The sequence below is a fragment of the Pseudomonas glycinis genome, from assembly GCF_054871425.1.
In genome coordinates this window covers 20,798-40,699 of record NZ_JBTYHF010000003.1, presented here as the reverse complement: position 1 = coordinate 40,699, position 19,902 = coordinate 20,798, and the positions used below count along the sequence as shown (strand labels likewise).

The following is a 19,902-nucleotide window of genomic DNA, read 5'->3' as shown; positions in this document are numbered from 1 at the left end:
TGAATATCCGTTTTTTGCGGTGTGGCGGCTGGCGGTTTCGCCCTTACGGCGACTCACTTTTTTTACAAACGCCTAAAAAAAGTAAGCAAAAAAACGCTTGCTCCTACGTTCGGCCCTCGCAGGCTCGGGTTCCTTCGCTCCGGGACTGATCCGGGCGCAGCGGCTACGGTTTGCTTCGCTGCACCTCCTTCCGCTGTGTTCGACTGCGTCGAACGGTCGCTGCGCTCCCACGCCCGGATCAATCCCTCCACTCAGCCTTCCGATGTCGCCGGTGGATCAAGATCAAGAGCACTCGAGCTTGCGCTCATTGTTGAGTGGTGCGGCTTCGCCGCGGGCAGCTGCGCTGCTTTGCTTTTGCTTTTGTGGGAGCGAGCCTGCTCGCGAAGGCGGCCTGCCAGCCGACCTGTTTCTCGCTGATGTACTCGATTCAAACTGTGGGAGCGAGCCTGCTCGCGAAGGCGGCCAGCCAGCCGACCTGTTTCTCGCTGATGTACTCGATTCAAACTGTGGGAGCGAGCCTGCTCGCGAAGGCGGCCAGCCAGCCGACCTGTTTCTCACTGAACGCACCCGATCAAACTGTGGGAGCGAGCCTGCTCGCGAAAGCGGCCTGCCAGCCGACCCATTTCTTCCTGATGTACATCAATCCTGTGGGAGCTGGCTTGCCAGCGAAGGCGGCCAGTCAGCCAACAACGCTCTGCCTGACTCACCACCTGCGCAATCAACCTCTTGCTCTTGTCACTCCGGCACAAGCCTGTCCAGTACGCGGTTGACTGCCAGTTCGCCCAGCATGATCACTTGCTGTATTCCCAACAGGGAATTGCGCTGCGGTCCATCGATAAATCCGGCGAGGTCGCTGGCCATGATGCTTGCCGAGGCCAGTGATTCGCAGGCATGCACCAGCAGGGTTTCGTTGTCCGCAGCCGGGTCGACGATGAACAGGGTGCTGGGTTTGCGCGGTGCGGCAGGGTCTTTGATGAGGCGGGGGTTGAGGTAGTAATCGATGGCGCGGTCGGCGGCTTCCTTGAGTTTTTGCGCTTCGACGAGCGGGTCGGCGAAAGTCGGATCGGCAAGGGGTGGATCGGGCGTTATCTTTTTCACGGGCTCAGTCTCCTTGTGGAGTAAGGGCCGCAACCTCACGCTGCTAAACGATAAGGGTGGCAGCTGGACGCAGGTTAGCAGACCGATGAGCCACGAAATCGGCGCGCCCGAGGGCGCCCTGCGCACAGCCGCCATCAAGCACAGGAATGTATTCCGGACTGATAGAACTGGTGCAACGTGGATCGGCGAGCTGCTAAACCCGACCACTGATGAGCAGTGGCAGGCAAACGATAGAACCCGCGCCCCAGGCGCACAAGCCGGCGGATTCTGGCGTAGCCGTAGGCAAAGGCGCAAGGATTTGTGGGCTGTTGCGAGGTAACGGGGCGTGTGTTTAAACGGCTGGTTTAAGCGCTGCGATAAATCGGTTGAATAGCCGAACGCTTTCGCGAGCAGGCTCGCTCACACAAGGACGGCGGTTGTACTCAGCAACCATGAACACCGCCGAATCTGTGGGAGCGAGCTTGCTCGCGAAGGCGGTGCGTCAGTCAAAAAAATCCTGACTGACACACCGCTCGGCCATCACAACTGATAACTGAAACTGATGCTGTACCGAGGCTTGCGGTTCAACGTGTCCAGCGCTTCATCGGACATGGCCTTCGCCACTTCCAGCGCGACGTTGTAGTACTTGGCATCGCCGAACCTCAGCCCGAGGGCTGTCGATGACAGGTTGTTGGCCTGCACCGGCAGTTGGTTGAACCAGCTGCGCGAGCGGTCGACGACGACGTAGGGTTGCAGGATGCGCACCCAGTTGCCGTCGCGGTTGAAGCTGTAGTTGACCTCGTAGGCCACGCCCCAACCCTTGTCGCCTGAGGCCTGGTCGTCCGGGTAGCCACGGCCGAAGTTCTGCCCGCCGAATACGGCGCGTTCGCTGTCGGGCAAGGTGTCGTCGCTCCAGTACAGCGCCGCCGAGAGCACGCCTTGCCAGTTGTCGAGGAACTTGTCGCTCTGCACGCCGGACAGTCTGACGCGGAAGAAATCCAGGTCGATGTCGTCATAGTTGGTGTGTGCGCCGAGGCTGTCGAAGCCCTGGTAGACACCGGCACTGAGGATGCGCAGTTGGCGGGCGTCGGCCTTGCGCCAGTCGCCTTCGAAAGCCAGGGCGCGGACGTCGGTGCGCAGTTCGGTGCTGAAGGGAAAGTTGATGCCGTCGTAGCGCGTCTTGTCGTCGACCGCATACAGGCGCGAGCCGGCGGTCAGCAGTTCGTTGGCGGATGCGATCAGGGGCGTGCTGAAGCCGATCGAGTAGCGATCGTTCTCGCGGTGGGTACTCAGGCGTCCACCACCGCCGACCAGCACTTCGGTGTCCGGGTCGGCGCGGTAACGCGAGGCCGAGACGTTGAGTTGCGTGCCCTCGGTATCGAGGAACTGGCTGTAGTCGAGACGGTAGTAATGCTCTTTGTCGTCGCCCGGTGGGAACAGGCCGCTGAGGCTCAACTGTTCGCCCATCGACGTCTGCGAATTGCTGCTGACACCGAGCAACGCCTGCGGGCCGTTACGGTTGTCTTCGGTGGTGCTCAGGGTGCTGGTGAACGGTTTGCGACTGGCCTGGGCAACCAGGGTGGTCGCGCCATCGGTGGTGCCCGGCGGTGGCACTTGCGCTTGAATCGTCACGCCGGGAATGCGGCTCATCAGCGTGGTGTAGCGCTCGAAGGTTTTGCGCGTCAGCGGGCGTTCGGCCTGGATTTTCGCGGCGAGTTTGTCGAGCAGACTTTTGACCCGACCGATGTCGCCCTGCATCTGGATATCGCGCACGTAGCCCTCGACCAGCACCACCCGCGCCACGCCGTCATCGAAGTTTTGTTGCGGCAGGAACGCGTAGGACAACAGGTAGCCGTCCTGCTGATAACGACGGGTGATGTTGCGCGTGGCTTCGATCAGTTCGGCAAGGCTGGCCTGGCGGCCGATCAGGGGCTTGTAGATTTCCGCGAGTTCGTTGAGCGGGTAGATCGTGCCGCCTTCGATCTGCACGGTCTTGAGGTTGACCTTGGTTTCCATCAGCAGTGGCTGTGCGGCGGTCGCACCCGGGTCCGGCACTTGCAGCGGCGCCGCGCTCGGCCGATAGGCGTCGGCGGGCAGGTTGGGTACGGGGAGGTTGCGGATGGTTTCGTTGCTGTTGAGAAAGCTGGGCAAGGTGTCGGCGAGGGCAGCGGAACTGAGGCTAAGGCACAGCAGGGATGCCAGTACGCGCATAGGACACTCCATGGTCAGAACACAGCACAGGGCAGATTTTTCCTTAGAAAAAAGGCGGAAGACTCGTGGGAATCTTCCGCCCTCAACCAAGCGTAGGCGCTGTAGGTAAGGCCGTCGAATCGGCCAGGTGCAATTTAGCGTTTGTTGCCGCCCAGCGCGCCGGTCAGGCCGCCGAGTACCCCGCCCAGACCGCCAGTTGTGCCGCCAGTGGCAGTGCCGCTGTTGACCAGGCCACCGACCGCTGCCACGGTGCCGCCGACGTTGGTAACCAGACCGCCGACAGCAGTGGTGACCGGGTTGTTGGTGGCGGCAATCGCTCCGCCGAGATTGCCGACTGCGGCGCCCACCTGATTTGTAAGACCAGCGACCGGAGTGCCGAGACCGGTAGCGGCGCCGACCTGTTGAGTGACAGTGGTGACCGCGCTGGTGACCGGATTGAGGCCCGCACCGACTGCGGCGCCGACACTGGCCAGCGGCGAAGTGGTTGCAGTGATCGGTGTGCCCGAGCCGCCGAGTACGGTGTTGATCGACGCAATCGTGTTGCCCAGCCCGCCAGCGGTGACGCCGCCGGCACTGACCACGCCGCTGGTGCTGCCGGCATTCAGACCGCTGCCGACGTTGACCACCGCACCACCCACGGTTTGCAGCAGACCGGTGCCGCCCAGCCCGCCACCGATGCCACCGATGCCGCCAGTACCCGAGCCAGTGCCATTGGACACCAGGCCGCCCGCTTTGCCGACCGCCGTGCCGGTGTTGCTCAGGGCGCCGCCGAGGGTATTGGTCAGGGCATTGCCGCTGCCTGCGTCGGTAACTTTGCCGCCGAGGCTGTTCACCGTGCCGCCCACTTTCGAGATCACCCCTTTGAGCGGATCACCCAGGCCGGTGGTAACGCCCAGTTTGTCGGTGGTGCTTTCGACCATGGCGATCACCGGCACCAGGCCGCTGCCGACCTTGTTGGTCAACTGGCTGGTCGGGCCGCTGGTCAGTGAGGTGTTGAGGGTGTCGCCAAGCATGGTGACTTTTTCACCGATGCCATCGACCAGCGGCGCCACCCGGGTGACTACACCGCCAACGACGGGAACGCTACGGGTCGCGGTGTTGAGTTTGACGCTGAGGTCCGACACACCGTCGCCAACATCGGAAACCACGCCGCCAACCGAGGCCACGGTGGTGGTCAGGCCATTGGGGTCAGTGGCCAGTTTGCCGATGCCATCAGTAACGCCATCGCCCAAGGTGCTGACCACGTTGCCGGTGGTGTTGGCCACGCTTTGGACGATGCCGCCAGCGACCGGAACAGTACTCAGTGAATCGCCGATCTGGCCGACGCCATCGCCGACACCGCTGACGGTTTTGCCGACATCCTGAACAAGTGTTGTGGTCACCAGCGAAGGTACAGCGGGATTGGTCGGGTTGGTGGGATCGGTCGGGTCTGTCGGATTGGTTGGATTGGTCGGATCGGTGCCGCCGCCGGTACCGCCAGTGCCACCGGTTCCGCCGCCAGTGCCGCCGGTGCCACCAGTGCCACCAGTGCCGGCAGTATCGCCGCCGGTTCCGCCGCCCGCGCCACCGCTGCCATCGGTGCCCGCCGTGCCGTCCGCCGTCGAGCTGCCCGAACTGCTGCGATGACCGCCACCGCCGCTGCTGCAGCCGACGAGGCCGACCGAAAGAATCAGTGCCAGCGCGATTGCCGATTTGGACCACATCACTTGAGTTTTCATGATTGAGATTCCTGCACCTGTCACAACGTTACGTTGCCTTCGATGGCTCGCCGATCTGTCGTCGGCGATGCCTCGTCCGTGGCTGTAATCTCAGTCGACGGCAGGTTTTTCACCATTCTCAAGTTGGTATTAACCCCTTTATATAGAGGCCCGGCGCAATGCCGAAGGACTAATACCCCGGTAATAAACGGGCAAAAAAAAGCCTTGATATTCAAGGCTCGTTTTTTTGCAGAGCGGCGGGCAGGGCGCGGAAAAACTTAAGTGATATATACACAATTAACGGGTTTTTCCGCCCCGCCAGATCAGGCGATCGGTTGCCACTGACCGACCATATGTTCCAGGTCGCCGGCACCGATCAGACGCAATTCACCGCTGGAGCCCGCGGCACTGGCCAGTAACGTCACCTCGCTGGGCAGACGCACCGGTTTGCGAAAGTGCACGGCGATTTCCAGGTTGGCTTTGGGCAGGTGATCGGAGAGTGCCGCCAGTGTCCGCGCCTTGTTCCACAGTCCATGGGCAATCGCGGTGGGAAACCCGAACAGTTTGGCGCTCGCCGCACTGAGGTGAATCGGGTTGTAGTCGCCGGAGACTTTCGCATACTGGCGACCGATATCAGTCGGCGCAGTCCAGCGCGTCACTTCGAGCAAATCCTGTGACGGCTGCCAGTCCTGAGCGAGCGCCTCGCCCTCGAGTTTCACCCCGCGACAGAGCATCCGGCTTTCGGCTTCCCACAGCGGCCCGAGTTGATCGTCCAGGGTAGTGAGCAGATCGAATGTCGCGCCCTTGGCATGTGGTTGCAGGTTGTGCACGCGCACGCTGACTTGCGCGCGACTGATCGCGCCCATCGGCCGCAGCACGCGGATGCGGTTGCTCAGGTGAATCAGCCCCAGCAGCGGGAACGGAAAGTCCCTGGCCGTGAGCAATTGCATCTGCAAGGCGAAGGCGAGGATGTGTGGATAGGTCGGCGGCAGCAGGCCGTCATCGACGAAACCGCAGACCTTGCGATAGGCTGCCAGCCGTTTGTTGTCGATATCGACCCAGCAACGCAGGCCGCTGTCGGGCAGTTGCGTACCGGTGATTTTGCGTCGCGTCGCTGCTCGCGAGTACAGCGCGGGCAGACTCGGTTCGCGATCCAGCGTGTGCCATTCGATGCTCATGCTCAAGCCCCCAGAACACTTTGCCCACAGACACGCAACGCCTGCCCGGTGAACGCGCCCGTGCCCGGTTGCGCCAGCCACGCCACGGCTTCGGCGACGTCTTGCGGCAAGCCACCCTGGCCCAGCGAACTCATGCGCCGCCCAGCCTCGCGCAGGCCGAACGGAATGTGCGCAGTCATTTGCGTTTCGATGAAACCGGGGGCGACGGCGTTGATGCTGATGCCGCGTTCCAGCAGCGTCGGCGCCCATGCCTGAGCCAGACCGATCAGGCCAGCCTTGCTCGCCGCGTAATTGGTCTGGCCACGATTGCCGGCGATGCCGCTGATCGAGGCAAGCAGGACCACCCGTGCGTTGTCCCGCAGGGTGCCGCTGTCGAGCAGCGCCTTGGTCAGCACTTGCGGCGCATTGAGGTTGACGGCCAGCACCGCGTCCCAGAATTCCGGGGTCATGTTGGCCAGGGTTTTGTCGCGGGTGATGCCGGCGTTGTGCACGAGGATGTCGAGGCCGTCGGGCAGCTGTTCGATCAAGTGCGCGGCGGCGTCATCGGCGCAGATATCAAGAGTGATCGCGCGGCCGCCGAGGCGGGCGGCGAGGGCTTCGAGATCAGTTTTGGCCGGCGGTACGTCGAGGAGGATCACCTCGGCGCCATCCCGGGCCAGGGTTTCGGCAATCGAAGCGCCAATGCCGCGCGCACTACCGGTGACCAACGCCTTGCGCCCGGCCAGCGGGCGGGTCCAGTCAGTGACTGGCGTGGCGCACGCTGTCAGACGAATCACCTGACCGGAAACGAAAGCACTTTTTGGCGAGAGGAAAAATCGCAGCGGGCCTTCCAGTTGATCTTCGGCACCTTCGCCGACGTAGATCAGCTGCAAGGTGCCACCGCCGCGCAGCTCTTTGGCCAGCGAGCGCGAGAAGCCTTCGAGTGCTCGCTGCGCACTGGAGGCGAACGGGTCGCCCAGGCTTTCCGGCGCGCGGCCGAGAATCACCAGATGCGCGCTATGGTCGAGATTCTTCATCAATGGCTGGAAGAATTCGCGCAACTGCTTGAGCTGGTCGGTGTGTTGCAGAGCGCTGGCGTCGAACACCACCGCTTTGATTTTCGGCCCGTGGCCGGGGATCCACGCGGTGGCCAGCGAGGGCTCGGTGCCGTAGCTGTAGATTGCATCGGTCAAGCGGTTGGCAAACACGCCGATCCGTTCGGCCAGCGGCCCGCCACCGATCAACAGGGCGCCCTCGATCGGCCGCAGACGCCCCGCCTGCCAGCGCTCCAGCCGCACCGGCGACGGCAGGCCCAAGGCCCCGACCAGACGATGGCCGAAGGATGAGTTGGCGAAGTCGATATAGCGGTCAGACATGGAACGCTCTCCAGAAGTTGGGGTTCAAAGTGTGGACTGTCCACGGCAATCAATCGTTCGATCGGCGCAATAAGGCCTACGCTTGAACACTCAGGTTTAGCAGGTCTTGCAGATAAATGCGGTTCATGTGGGAGCGAGCCTGCTCGCGAAGGCGCTGTATCAGGCGCTGAAGAGGCTGAATGTGCCGGCCTCTTCGCGAGCAGGCTCGCTCCCACAGGGATTGGGTAAATTTCGACCATTTGGAACAGGAGCTTTTCATGACCCAGCTGCGCCGCGTCGCGATCATCGGCGGTAACCGCATCCCTTTCGCCCGCTCCAACGGGCCGTACGCCACCGCCAGCAATCAGGCGATGCTCACCGCCGCGCTGGAAGGCTTGATCGAACGCTACAACCTGCATGGCCAGCGCATCGGCGAAATGGTGGCGGGCGCGGTGCTTAAATTGTCACGGGATATGAACCTGACCCGCGAATGCGTGCTCGGCTCGCGCTTGTCTCCGACGACGCCGGCCTATGACATCCAGCAAGCCTGCGGCACCGGTCTGGAAGCGGCGCTGCTGGTGGCGAATAAAATCGCCCTCGGCCAGATCGACTGCGGCATCGCTGGCGGCGTCGACACCACTTCCGATGCGCCGATCAGCGTCAGCGAAGGCCTGCGCAGGATTCTTCTACAGGCCAACCGCGCCAAGAGCACCGGCGACAAACTGAAAACCCTTTTGCAGTTGCGCCCCCGGCATCTGATTCCCGAATTCCCGCGCAACGGTGAGCCACGCACTGGCCTGTCCATGGGCGAGCACTGTGAGCTGATGGCGCAGACCTGGAATATTCCCCGCGAAGAACAAGATCAACTGGCCCTCGAAAGCCACCACAAACTCGCCGCTTCCTACAGCGAAGGCTGGCACAACGATCTGATGACGCCGTTCCTCGGCCTGACCCGCGACAACAATCTGCGCCCGGACCTGACCCTGGAAAAACTCGCCACGCTGAAACCGGCGTTCGAGAAAAGCGCCAAGGGCACGCTGACGGCCGGCAACTCCACGCCCCTCACCGATGGCGCTTCGGTGGTGTTGCTGGGAAGTGAGGAATGGGCCAGAGAGCGCGGCTTGCCGATCCTCGCTTATCTGCGCGACGGCGAGGCGGCGGCGGTGGATTTCGTCAACGGTGCCGAGGGCCTGCTGATGGCGCCGGTGTACGCCGTGCCACGCTTGCTGGCGCGCAATGGGCTGACGTTGCAGGATTTTGATTACTACGAAATTCACGAAGCCTTCGCCGCGCAAGTGCTGTGCACGCTCAAGGCCTGGGAAGATCCCGAATATTGCAAAACCCGCCTGGGGCTCGACGCGCCCCTGGGTTCGATTGATCGCAGTCGGCTTAACGTGAAGGGCAGTTCGCTGGCGGCGGGGCATCCGTTCGCCGCAACGGGCGGGCGGATTGTCGCGAATCTGGCCAAGCTGCTGGATGCGGCGGGCAAGGGGCGAGGGCTGATTTCGATCTGTGCGGCGGGCGGGCGGGGTGTCACCGCGATCATTGAACGCTGAAAAAGCCCCTCACCCTAACCCTCTCCCAAAGGGAGAGGGGACTGATTGGGGGATGCTCGAGATCGACGCCGACCTGAGCGCCCTTCACCGAATCCAAAGCTGCGATTCAAACCAGAAGCGCTGCGGTCTCTCAGGTCGATGCATTACGGGAGACACCTCGATCGGCCCCCTCTCCCTCTGGGAGAGGGCTGGGGTGAGGGCAACTGAAGTTCACCGACCATGTCAGATTCTGTCGCAAATGCCCTTGCCGACCGATACCAATCAATGCCACGGTCTCGGCTATGATTCGCCGGGTCGCTGCGATTGATCCGGCACAGTGTGTGCATCCTCAAGGTTCACAGGTCGGCAACCCCTCCCCGTCGGGCGAGGATTGCCGTATAACGAGTGACATTCGCGTGTTTGGTAATAAAGGACCCACAATAAAAGCTGATGAAGACTCCAAAACGCATTGAACCCCTGATCGAGGACGGTCTGGTCGACGAAGTGCTGCGCCCACTGATGAGTGGCAAAGAGGCAGCTGTTTATGTAGTGCGCTGCGGCAATCAGTTACGTTGCGCCAAGGTCTACAAGGAGGCGAATAAACGCAGTTTCCGCCAGGCGGCCGAGTATCAGGAAGGCCGCAAGGTTCGTAACAGCCGTCAGGCGCGGGCCATGGCGAAGGGGTCCAAGTTCGGTCGCAAAGAGACCGAAGACGCCTGGCAGAACGCCGAAGTGGCGGCGCTGTTCCGTCTCGCCGGCGCCGGTGTGCGAGTGCCCAAACCCTATGACTTCCTCGACGGCGTGCTGTTGATGGAGCTGGTGGCCGACGAATTCGGCGACGCCGCGCCACGGCTGAACGACGTGGTACTGGAGCCGGATCAGGCGCGCGAGTATCACGCGTTCCTGATTTCGCAGATCGTGCTGATGTTGTGTACCGGTCTGGTGCACGGTGACCTCTCCGAGTTCAACGTGCTGCTGACCCCGACCGGCCCGGTCATTATTGACCTGCCCCAGGCAGTCGACGCTGCGGGTAACAACCACGCGTTCAGCATGCTCGAGCGTGACGTTGGCAACATGGCTTCGTACTTCGGCCGTTTCGCGCCGGAATTGAAGAAGACCAAATATGCCAAGGAAATGTGGGCGTTGTACGAAGCCGGCACCTTGCACCCGAACAGTGTGCTGACCGGCGAGTTCGACGATCCGGAGGACCTGGCCGATGTCGGCGGGGTGCTGCGCGAAATCGAAGCGGCGCGCCTCGACGAGGAACGCAAGCAGGCCATTCGCGCGGCGGACGACGCGCCGAAAGGCAAACCCGAAGAACCGCCTCCACCGCCGTGGATGCAGTGATCGCGTGATGAAAAAGCCCGGCTTCGGCCGGGTTTTTTGTTTGAGTCAAAAAGCACCCTCACCCCAGCCCTCTCCCGGAGGGAGAGGGGGCCGACCGAGGTGTCTTGAGCCATACATCGACCTGAAAAAACCGAGTCGATTACGGATTCAAAGAAAAACGTTCAGGTCGGTGTATTTCCCAAATATCCCCCAATCGGTCCCTCTCCCGGAGGGAGAGGGGGCCGACCGAGGTGTCTTTAGCCATACATCGACCTGAAAAAACCGAGTCGATTATGGATTCAAAGAAAAACGTTCAGGTCGGTGTATCTCCCAAATATCCCCCAATCGGTCCCCTCTCCCTTTGGGAGAGGGCTAGGGTGAGGGGGCTTTCGGATCCTGGCTTATTCGCGTCTACTGTCCAGCGCTCCAACCACACTCAAGGACTGAATGTGACCACCCCACGCAACACCCACCTGATCGTAACCGCCCGGCTGATCTCCGATTTCGGCGCCTTCCTCAACATGGTCGCGCTGGCCACCTACGTCTACCTGCTGAGCAACAGCGCCATGAGCGTCGGCATTTTCCTTGCCAGCCGTGTCGGTGGCGGAATCTTCGCCAGTCTGATCGGCACACGCTTCTACCGACGCTGGCAGGGCCGCACGCCGCTGATTGCGTTCGATCTGTTGCGTGCTGCACTGCTGGGGCTGCTGTTGATCACACCGGCGAGTCAGCAGGCATGGCTGTTGCCGTTGATTGCCTTCGGCCTCGGCCTGGGCAATTCGATGTTCGCCATCGGTCTCAGCAGCCAGTTGCCGCGTTTGATCGCGCCGGCGCAATTGCTCAAGGCCAATGCCTGGATCACTTCAGCTTCTTCTGCGGCGATGGTCGGCGGCAGTCTGGTGTCGGGGTTGCTGGTGGCTGCTTTTGGTTTCGAAACGGTCTTCGCCCTCAACGCGCTGACCTATGTGCTCGCGGCGCTGCTGATCGTGCCCCTGCGTTTCGAAAAAAACGATGTCAGCGAACAGCCGCAACGCGGTGAATGGTTTGCGCTGCGGCAGGGCCTGCGTTCGGCGCCTGTGGTCGCGGCCATGCTCGCGGTGACCATGGCCGACACCTTGGGCAGTGCCGCGCATAACGTCGGCTTCCCGATCATTTCGAAACTGCTCACGCCCGAGGCGGCGAGTACGACCTTGGGCCTGGCGCTTGCGGTATGGGCCAGCGGCAAACTGCTCGGCGCACGCATCGCCAGTCACCTCAAGGGCTCGGAGAACAGCCACCTTGAAAGACGATTTTTCTGCGGTGTGGCGCTGATGTCCTGCGGGTTCATTCTGATGTTCCAGCAGCACAGCCTCTACGGTCTGCTGCTGTTCGCCTTGCCGGCCGGGCTTGGCGACGGGGTTTCCGAAGTCAGCTTGATGTCACGGCTGCAACGGGAACCTGCGGCGTTGCGCCTGCCGATTTTCAGCGTGCTGACCTTGCTGCAGATGACCGGATTCGGCATCGGCATGCTGGTCGCCGCACCGTTCTATGCGTGGTGGACGCCGGGGGCCGTGGTCATGCTGTTCCACGGCATTCCCCTCGGCACCCTGTGCGTGGTGACGCTGCTGGGGATCAGGCGCGAGCGGGTTGCGCGCAGCAGCCCGACGCCAGTTCCTTGAGGATCGGGCAGTCCGGGCGATGGTCGCCGCTGCAATGCTCGACCAGATCCTGCAGGGTGTCGCGCAACTCGCCGAGCTCGCGGATCTTCTGGTTCAGCTCGTCGATGTGCTGGCGCGCCAGTGCTTTCACATCGGCGCTGGCGCGCTGGCGATCCTGCCAGAGGGTCAGCAGCTTGCCGACCTCTTCCAGGGAAAAGCCCAGATCCCGCGAGCGCTTGATAAACGCCAGCGTGTGCAGGTCATCGCTGCCGTACACGCGGTAGCCGCTGTCGGTGCGATTGGCCGCTTTGAGCAGGCCGATCGACTCGTAATAACGAATCATTTTTGCACTCAGGCCACTCTGTCGGGCTGCTTGGCCGATGTTCATCGGTGTTCCTCCAGGTCCTTGGGTTTCCAGGTTTTCAACAGTAGCGCATTGCTCACCACGCTGACGCTCGACAGCGCCATCGCCGCACCGGCCAGCACCGGATTGAGGAAGCCGAACACCGCGAGCGGAATGCCGATCAGGTTGTAGACAAAGGCCCAGAACAGGTTCTGGCGAATCTTCGCGTAGGTCTTGCGACTGATCTCCAGCGCCGCCGGCACCAGTCGCGGATCGCCGCGCATCAGGGTGATGCCGGCCGCGTGCATGGCGACGTCGGTGCCGCCGCCCATGGCGATGCCGATGTCGGCGGCGGCGAGGGCCGGGGCGTCGTTGATGCCATCGCCGACCATGGCGACTACGCCGGTTTTCTTCAGCTCGGCGACGGTCGCGGCCTTGTCGGCAGGCAGCACTTCGGCGTGGACATTTTGGATGCCCAGAGCCTCGGCCACCACCCGTGCGCTGCCGCGATTGTCGCCGGTCAGCAGGTGGCTCTGGATATCCCGCGCGGCGAGTTGTTGCACAGCTTGCAGAGCGCCGGGTTTCAGCGTGTCACCGAAGGCGAACAGACCCAGCACCTTCGGCTGAGGACTTTGTTCGATCAGCCACGACAATGTGCGGCCTTCGCGTTCCCACGCTTCTGCGGATGTGCTCAATTCACCGGCACTCAAGGCGCTTTCGTCGAGCATCCGCCGATTGCCCAGCGCCAGGCGCCGGCCATCCAGCGTGCCGGCGATGCCGCGTCCGGTCAGCGACTGGCTGTCGCTGACATCGGGCACGTTCAAGCCGCGTTCAGCGGCTGCATCCAGCACCGCTTTGGCCAAAGGATGCTCGCTGCCACGCTGCAACGCACCGGCCAAGGTCAGCAGATTATTTTCGTCACCATCGACGGCGCTGAAGTGCGCGATTCGCGGCGTGCCAGAGGTCAGCGTGCCGGTCTTGTCGAACACCACGCTGCTGACTTCATGGGCGCGCTCCAGCGCTTCGGCGTCCTTGATCAGAATGCCGTGGCGCGCGGCGACGCCGGTGCCGGCCATGATCGCCGTCGGAGTGGCGAGGCCGAGGGCGCACGGGCAGGCGATCACCAGCACGGCGACGGCATTGATCACCGCAGTTTCCAGGGGTGCGCCGTACAGCCACCAGCCAATCAGCGTGGCCAGGGCGATCAGCAACACGGTCGGCACGAAAATCTGGCTGACCTTGTCCACCAGTTTCTGGATCGGCGCTTTCGCTGCTTGCGCGTCTTCGACCAGACGAATGATCCGCGCCAGCACGGTTTCCGCGCCGAGCGCCTGGGTGCGCACCAGCAAACGACCCTCGCCGTTGATCGCGCCGCCGGTGACCTTGTCGCCCGGCTGTTTCGGCACTGGCAGGCTTTCGCCACTGATCAGCGCTTCGTCGGCGTGGCTCTGGCCTTCGACGACTTCGCCATCCACCGGGAAGCGTTCGCCGGGTTTGACCAGCACCAGATCGTCGAGGCGCAGGGCGCTGATCGCAACGTCCTGCTCACGCCCGTCGATGACTTGAATCGCGCGCTCCGGCCGCAACGCTTCAAGAGCGCGAATGGCGCTGGCGGTCTGACGTTTGGCGCGGCTTTCGAGATATTTGCCGAGCAATACCAAAGCGATGACCACCGCCGAGGCTTCGAAATACAGATGCGGCATGCGTCCGGCGGCGCTGGCCCATTCATAGACACTCAGGCCATAACCGGCGCTGGTGCCGAGGGCGACGAGCAGGTCCATGTTGCCGGCGCCGGCGCGCACGGCTTTCCACGCCGCCACATAAAAGCGTGCGCCGAAGATGAATTGCACGGGGGTGGCGAGGGCGAATTGCGCCCAGGCCGGGAGCATCCAGTGAATGCCGAACGGCTGCAGTAACATCGGCAGCACCAGCGGCAGAGCGAGGGCGATCGCACACATCAATGCCCAGCGCTCACGGTTCAGGCGTTTTTGCTGGTCATCGGACTGTGGCCGTTCGGCTTGCCAAACGCTGGCCGAGTAACCGGCCTTGCTCACCGCGTCGAGCAGGGTTTGCGTATCGACCTGGCCGAGCAATTTGAGGTGCGCACGTTCATTGGCCAGATTGACGCTGACGCTGCTCACGCCTGGGACTTTGTTCAGGGCACGTTCGACGCGACCGACGCAGGACGCGCAGGTCATGCCGTCGATGCTCAATTCGACGGTTTGCCGGGGCACGCTGTAACCGGCGCGCTCCACGGCTTGCATCAGCGCCGGGAGGCTGTCGCCGGGCGCCTGTACCCGGGCTTGTTCGGTGGCGAGGTTGACGCTGACGGCACTGGCGCCGCTGACCTTGCGCAGCGCCCGCTCGACACGCCCGGCGCAACTGGCGCAGGTCATGCCGGAAATCGGCAGATCGAAAGTGGTGGATTCGGACATCGGTCGCGCTCCCTGTAGTGGATGACTACAGGATCAACCTTGCCATGCGGGCAAGGTCAAGCACCATTCCGCAAGATGTTGATCGTTCCCACGCTCCGCGTGGGAACGATCGGCGATTCTTGTGGGAGCGAGCAGGCTCGCTCCCACAGGTTAGGAATTTGCTCAATAACCGAGATCGGCGCGCTTCAGATACATGCCGTCCTGCGTCATCGCTATCCGGTACTTCTGGATCTCACCCGCTTGCAGTTTAATTTCCTGCGAGCCCGGTGCGAGCATGCCGGGATTGCAACCCGGTGCCTGGCCCGGCAGCAGTTTCAGGCGCAGCGAAACCTTGCCCGGTGGCAGGTTAAACGACGTGCTCTGCTCCTGGAACAGGCGCGCCGAGAGCTGGTCCTGGATGTACACGCCGATTTCGCACGAGGTCGCCACTTCGAGGCGCTCGCGGGAAATGATCAGTACCGCGTAATCCTCGCCGGCGGCTTGCACCTGCGGGACGGCGGCGAAAAGGCTGAGCAAGCCAAACAGGCCCAAAGCTGACCAGCGCATGGCTGAATCTCCTGAATTCCAGTCATTGATGCATGCAGCTTGGCCGAGCGCGGCGCCGATTGCCAGCCCGGCAGTTTTTCGCAGAACTTGACCTTGCCATCGTGGCAAGCTCGAGACTGCCGGCAACCTCACTCAAAGGAGTCTTCCCATGCAAGTGTTCAACGTTCAAGGCATGTCCTGCGGTCATTGCGTCAGAGCCATTACCACTGCGGTGCAGGCGCTGGATCCGGCAGCCAGCGTGCGCGTCGATCTGGCGGCCAAGGAAGTCGGCGTCGAAAGCGCGCTGAGTGCCGATCAGGTTATCGCAGCGATTCGCGAAGAGGGTTATGAGGTGAAGCTCGTCTGAAATTGATCGTTAGCGAGCTATCGGAATGTTCAAGGCGTCCGGGCGCGGCTAGACTGTCGGGCTGCGACTTGCCCACCTGGATGCCTGATGAACTTCCGCACGATTTTGATACTCGGCGCCTTGAGCGCTTTCGGTCCTTTGGCGATCGACTTCTATTTGCCTGCCTTCCCGGCCATGGCACTGGCGTTCGGCACCGATGAGCAGCATGTCCAGCTGACGCTGGCGGCCTACTTCCTCGGTCTGTCGCTGGGCCAACTGGCGTACGGGCCGATTTCCGATCGTTTCGGCCGGCGGCTTCCGCTGCTCAGCGGTGTCGCCCTGTTTACTCTGGCGTCATTGGCCTGCGCCTACGCGCCGAGCCTGGAATGGCTGATCGGCGCGCGCTTCGTCCAGGCACTCGGTGGTTGTGCGGGCATGGTCATTTCCCGTGCGGTGGTCGCCGACAAGTGCGACGCGGTGGGCTCGGCGAAAGTGTTTTCCCAGTTGATGCTGGTAATGGGCCTGGCGCCGATTCTGGCGCCGATGCTCGGTGGGCTGCTGGTCAATACCACGGGTTGGCAGTCGATCTTTCTGGTCCTGACCGGGTTCAGTGCGGCGGCGGGTCTGGCGGTGGCGTTGGGGCTGCCGGAAAGCATGCCGGCCCACGTGCCGCGCCAGCCATTGTCCGGTGCGTTGCGCCAGTACGCACGACTGGTCAAGGACTCGGTCTATCTGGGCCACGCCCTGACCGGCGGCATCGCCATCGCCGGCATGTTCGCTTACATCGCCGGTTCACCGTTTGTGTTCATCAAGCTCTACGGCGTACCCGCCGAGCATTTTGGCTGGCTGTTCGGCACCAACGCGGCGGGGTTCATTCTGGTGGCGCAAGTCAATGCGCGTCTGCTGGCCAAGCGTGGTCCGGCGTTTTTGCTGGTGCGCGCGGTGTGGGTGTACTTCCTCGCCGGGCTGACGTTGCTGGCGGTCAGCGCGATGCGTCCAGAGGCGTTGTGGCCGTTGCTGATTCCGCTGTTCATCTGCATTGCCAGCCTCGGCTGCATCATTCCCAATGCCTCGGCTTGCGCAATGAACGGTCAGGGCGCCCGCGCCGGCAGTGCTTCGGCAATGCTCGGTTGCCTGCAATTCAGCATCGCCGCCGGTGCTGCCGCGTTGGTGGGGGTGTTGCACGATGGCAGCGCCGTGCCGATGGCCATGGTCATCAGCCTGTGTGGTTTGCTGGTGGTGAGCGTCGCGCTGCTCACCCGGCGCTTGCAGAATGCCCGGGCGCTGGCGCAAGCCCAGGTCTGAACGCTCGACTTTGGAACTCAGCCGGCGGCGCGCTGCTGGGTGGGTTCGGGAATCCGGTGGGGCGCGCAGAGTCGCGCTTCGAGGGTGCGAGTGAAGGCCAGAGCCTCGGCTTCACTGCGAAAGGTCACGACGTGCTGGTCCAGACGCACCTGCCATTGGGACTTTGCCACTTCTTTTATCAGGATCTTCATTGCTGACCTCCCTTGCGTAAAAGATGTATCGCAGAGGCTTCGATTGTAGACCTCGATACCCGCGTAATTGTGACAAGGGTCAAGCAACCGACTGACGGCAAAAAGCCCCGCAACCGCTCTGGCATAACGAGCGGTTGCGAGGCTTTATTTTTTTAGAAACCTTCTAAAACAATTTTCCCCTTGGCCTTGCCGCTTTCCAGCAGCTCATGGGCGCGGCGCAAGTTGGCCGCGTTGATTACGCCGAAGTGCTCGCCCAAAGTCGTCTTCAAAGTGCCGGCGTCAATCAGTTCGGCGACGCGGTTGAGCAGCTTGTGCTGTTCGATCATGTCCGGCGTTTCGAACAACGAGCGGGTGTACATGAACTCCCAGTGCAGCGACAGGCTCTTGCGCTTGAGCAGGCTGATGTCGAGTGACTTCGGATCGTCGATCAGCGCCAGCTTGCCTTGCGGCGCGAGGGCTTCGACCAGTTGCGGCAGATGCTGATCGGTCTGGGTCAGGCTGGCGACGTGGGTCACGCTGTCGATGCCGGCGCGCTTCAATTCTTCGCTCAGCGGCTGGCTGTGATCGATGACCAGATCGGCACCGAGTGCGCTGACCCAGTCACGGGTTTGCGCACGGGAGGCAGTGCCGATGACTTTCAGGCCGGTCAATTGCTTGGCCAATTGAGTGAGGATCGAACCCACGCCGCCCGCCGCACCAACGATCAGCAGGCTCTGGCCTTGATCATTGCTGCCTTCGCTGATTTGCAGGCGCTCGAAGAGCAATTCCCACGCAGTGATCGCGGTCAGCGGCAGCGCGGCGGCTTCGGCAAAACCGAGGGACTTGGGCATGTGACCGACGATGCGCTCATCGACAACGTGCAACTCGCTGTTACCACCGGCCCGGGCAATCGAACCGGCGTAAAAGACCTTGTCACCGGCCTTGAACAGGGTGACGTCGCTGCCTACAGCCTTGACCACACCGGCAACGTCCCAGCCCAGCACTTTCGCCGCGCCGTTTTCCGGCGCCACGTTCTGCCGCACTTTGGTGTCGACCGGGTTGACCGAAATGGCTTTGACCTCCACCAAGAGGTCGCGCGGGCCGGCGACCGGTTCTGGCAGTTCGATGTCCTGCAGGGACTTGTCGTCGCTGATCGGCAGGGAAGCGTAATAGGCAATGGCTTTCATAAGTGGCTCCGTACAGTTGATAGAAGGAGGAATCAGGCAATTTTGCCGAGGCGTTTGAGCTGGAAGTGTTCGATGGTGTGGCCGGCGCTGGCCTGAAATTTCTGAAAATGCGCGCTGGCGTTGTGCGCCTCAAGAATCTCGTCACTGGCCCACTGTTCGATGACATAAAAAACCTGCGGATCGGCAAGGTCGCGGTGCAGGTCGTACTGGCCACAACCCGGCTCGGCGCGGCTCGGTTCGACGAGGGCGCGCAGCGCCTGTTCGAGAACGTCCTGCTGGCCGGATTTAGCGGTCAGGGTGGCGATAGCGGTAAAGGGCTGGGACATGCGCGGACTCCAGAATCGGGACGAATTCGATGGAGGCCATCATTGGCTATTTCTCTGCGCGATAAAAGCGGCTAAAAGAGCAGTCTCTTTCAATATTTTTTTGATAATCGAGGCTGCGCATGCTGCGTTTTGATGACCTGCAGTTGTTTGTCCGCGCGGCGGATCTGGGCAGCCTGTCGGCGGCGGCACGGGTGATGGACATGTCTGCGGCGGTGGCCAGCGCAGCGTTGAAGCGCATCGAGCAGCAACTCGGCGCACGACTGCTGGCGCGGTCGACCCGCAGCCTGCGCCTGACCGCCGAGGGCGAAGGCTTTCTCGAATATGCCCGCGCCGCCCTGAGCAATCTCGACGAAGGGCGTCGCCTGCTCGCCAGCGGTCAGGATCAGGTCAGCGGAATTCTGCAGCTGTCAGCACCCTCGGACTTCGGCCGCAATCTGCTGCTGCCGTGGCTCGACGCGTTCCAGCGTGAACACCCGAAGCTGACGGTGCGCCTGCTGCTTGGCGACCGCATTGCCGACCTGTTCCGGCAGCCGGTGGACATCGCCCTGCGCTACGGCGAGCCGGAAGATTCCAGCCTGATCGCCTTGCCCATCGCGCCACACAATCGCCGCGTGTTGTGCGCATCTCCCGATTACCTGGCCCGGCATGGCGAACCGCGCCAGCTTGAGCAACTGGCCCAGCACAATTGCCTTTTGTACATGCTCGGCAGCCGCGTCCACGACCACTGGAGTTTTCACGATGGCAAGCGTGAAGTCGGCCTGACCGTGAGTGGCGACCGCTTCAGCGATGACGCCGACGTCGTGCGGCTATGGGCGCTGGCCGGTGCCGGTATCGCCTACAAATCCTGGCTCGACGTCGGCGCCGATGTGCTCGCCGGACGCCTCAAAGTGCTGATGCCGGAACTGCTGTGTGAGCGCGCACCGCTGAATCTGTTGTGCGCCCATCGCGCACAATTGAGTAAGCCGGTGAACCTGCTGAGGGAGATGCTCGCCAGCCGATGCGCCGAATTGAGTAGCCAATTTCCCGGTTTCCTCAAAGTTGATCATTAGTCGCAGGCAATTAGAGAAATTTCTGTCAGGAACAATCGCCACCTGCCCAGGCCCAGGCGCAGGACGTCTGGCTTAACCCGCTTATACTAGCGCCCGCCTCATGCCTGCACTGACACCCGGCGCGCAGACCCCGTAACGCGTTGCCGGCTTTTGGTGACGGTTGCTACTTCTGCTGCCAGGTTGTGTGCCGGAGCAGCTGGTGTCGGTGGCATCCCTTGCCA

The 19,902-nt window shown here is 62.4% G+C and carries 18 protein-coding genes; 7 read left to right on the top strand and 11 right to left on the bottom strand.

The window, feature by feature from the left end:
- Window positions 1-317 precede the first annotated feature (317 nt).
- Complete coding sequence (locus ACYSTU_RS07920; RefSeq protein ID WP_498997290.1) at window positions 318-770, top strand: hypothetical protein; 453 nt, start codon at window positions 318-320, stop codon at window positions 768-770.
- On the opposite strand, the gene ACYSTU_RS07915 is transcribed toward ACYSTU_RS07920, so the two are convergent.
- The 5 genes from ACYSTU_RS07915 to ACYSTU_RS07895 form a co-directional block, all read right to left on the bottom strand.
- Complete coding sequence (locus ACYSTU_RS07915) at window positions 736-1,098, bottom strand: DUF6124 family protein (protein WP_016771835.1); 363 nt, start codon at window positions 1,096-1,098, stop codon at window positions 736-738. The genes ACYSTU_RS07920 and ACYSTU_RS07915 overlap by 35 nt on opposite strands.
- Before the next feature lie 519 nt (window positions 1,099-1,617).
- Window positions 1,618-3,288 (bottom strand): ShlB/FhaC/HecB family hemolysin secretion/activation protein, encoded by a 1,671-nt coding sequence (locus ACYSTU_RS07910; protein WP_110603761.1) that lies wholly within the window; start codon window positions 3,286-3,288, stop codon window positions 1,618-1,620.
- A 134-nt stretch (window positions 3,289-3,422) separates the two neighbouring features.
- Window positions 3,423-5,006: a collagen-like triple helix repeat-containing protein gene (locus tag ACYSTU_RS07905; RefSeq protein WP_217879258.1), complete on the bottom strand. Its 1,584-nt coding sequence runs from the start codon at window positions 5,004-5,006 to the stop codon at window positions 3,423-3,425.
- Between the two features lie 302 nt (window positions 5,007-5,308).
- Window positions 5,309-6,163, bottom strand: a complete 855-nt coding sequence (locus ACYSTU_RS07900; protein WP_217879259.1) for a MaoC family dehydratase — start codon at window positions 6,161-6,163, stop codon at window positions 5,309-5,311.
- A gap of 2 nt (window positions 6,164-6,165) precedes the next feature.
- A complete protein-coding gene (locus ACYSTU_RS07895; RefSeq protein WP_217879260.1) occupies window positions 6,166-7,518 on the bottom strand; it encodes a 3-oxoacyl-ACP reductase in 1,353 nt (450 codons plus the stop codon).
- A 257-nt stretch (window positions 7,519-7,775) separates the two neighbouring features.
- Between ACYSTU_RS07895 and ACYSTU_RS07890 the strand changes: the two genes are divergently transcribed.
- From ACYSTU_RS07890 to ACYSTU_RS07880, 3 genes are all read left to right on the top strand, one after another.
- Window positions 7,776-9,053: an acetyl-CoA C-acetyltransferase gene (locus ACYSTU_RS07890; RefSeq protein WP_498997282.1), complete on the top strand. Its 1,278-nt coding sequence runs from the start codon at window positions 7,776-7,778 to the stop codon at window positions 9,051-9,053.
- A gap of 429 nt (window positions 9,054-9,482) precedes the next feature.
- Window positions 9,483-10,379, top strand: coding sequence for a PA4780 family RIO1-like protein kinase (locus ACYSTU_RS07885; protein WP_016771829.1), 897 nt, complete (start codon window positions 9,483-9,485; stop codon window positions 10,377-10,379).
- Between the two features lie 428 nt (window positions 10,380-10,807).
- Complete coding sequence (locus tag ACYSTU_RS07880) at window positions 10,808-12,016, top strand: MFS transporter (protein ID WP_498997273.1); 1,209 nt, start codon at window positions 10,808-10,810, stop codon at window positions 12,014-12,016.
- On the opposite strand, the gene cueR is transcribed toward ACYSTU_RS07880, so the two are convergent.
- The 3 genes from cueR to ACYSTU_RS07865 all read right to left on the bottom strand — a co-directional run bounded on the left by cueR (window position 11,970) and on the right by ACYSTU_RS07865 (window position 15,319).
- Complete coding sequence (cueR, locus tag ACYSTU_RS07875) at window positions 11,970-12,383, bottom strand: Cu(I)-responsive transcriptional regulator (protein ID WP_016771827.1); 414 nt, start codon at window positions 12,381-12,383, stop codon at window positions 11,970-11,972. The genes ACYSTU_RS07880 and cueR overlap by 47 nt on opposite strands.
- Window positions 12,380-14,773: a copper resistance metal-translocating P1-type ATPase CueA gene (gene cueA, locus ACYSTU_RS07870; protein ID WP_498997269.1), complete on the bottom strand. Its 2,394-nt coding sequence runs from the start codon at window positions 14,771-14,773 to the stop codon at window positions 12,380-12,382. Before cueA ends, cueR begins: the two co-directional genes overlap by 4 nt.
- Before the next feature lie 162 nt (window positions 14,774-14,935).
- Window positions 14,936-15,319 carry a hypothetical protein gene (locus tag ACYSTU_RS07865; RefSeq protein WP_122611286.1) on the bottom strand — a complete coding sequence of 128 codons (384 nt, stop codon included), beginning with the start codon at window positions 15,317-15,319 and terminating at the stop codon, window positions 14,936-14,938.
- Window positions 15,320-15,467: 148 nt separating this feature from the next.
- On the opposite strand from ACYSTU_RS07865, the gene ACYSTU_RS07860 reads away from it, so the two are divergent.
- Both ACYSTU_RS07860 and ACYSTU_RS07855 read left to right on the top strand, forming a co-directional pair.
- Window positions 15,468-15,665, top strand: coding sequence for a cation transporter (locus tag ACYSTU_RS07860; protein ID WP_024011459.1), 198 nt, complete (start codon window positions 15,468-15,470; stop codon window positions 15,663-15,665).
- Window positions 15,666-15,752: 87 nt separating this feature from the next.
- Window positions 15,753-16,949 (top strand): multidrug effflux MFS transporter, encoded by a 1,197-nt coding sequence (locus ACYSTU_RS07855; protein WP_024011460.1) that lies wholly within the window; start codon window positions 15,753-15,755, stop codon window positions 16,947-16,949.
- 17 nt (window positions 16,950-16,966) lie between these two features.
- On the opposite strand, the gene ACYSTU_RS07850 is transcribed toward ACYSTU_RS07855, so the two are convergent.
- From ACYSTU_RS07850 to ACYSTU_RS07840, 3 genes are all read right to left on the bottom strand, one after another.
- The gene (locus ACYSTU_RS07850) at window positions 16,967-17,140 is read right to left on the bottom strand and encodes a hypothetical protein (protein ID WP_168772664.1); all 174 of its coding nucleotides are present in this window, start codon (window positions 17,138-17,140) and stop codon (window positions 16,967-16,969) included.
- Between the two features lie 152 nt (window positions 17,141-17,292).
- Entirely contained in the window at window positions 17,293-18,306 is a 1,014-nt protein-coding gene (locus tag ACYSTU_RS07845) for a zinc-binding alcohol dehydrogenase family protein (RefSeq protein WP_136492278.1), read from the bottom strand.
- A 32-nt stretch (window positions 18,307-18,338) separates the two neighbouring features.
- Window positions 18,339-18,632 carry a putative quinol monooxygenase gene (locus ACYSTU_RS07840; protein ID WP_016771821.1) on the bottom strand — a complete coding sequence of 98 codons (294 nt, stop codon included), beginning with the start codon at window positions 18,630-18,632 and terminating at the stop codon, window positions 18,339-18,341.
- A 119-nt stretch (window positions 18,633-18,751) separates the two neighbouring features.
- Here ACYSTU_RS07840 and vimR point away from each other — a divergent pair, with 119 nt between their 5' ends.
- Window positions 18,752-19,681: a transcription regulator VimR gene (gene vimR, locus ACYSTU_RS07835; protein ID WP_016771820.1), complete on the top strand. Its 930-nt coding sequence runs from the start codon at window positions 18,752-18,754 to the stop codon at window positions 19,679-19,681.
- The last annotated feature ends 221 nt before the right edge of the window (window positions 19,682-19,902 follow it).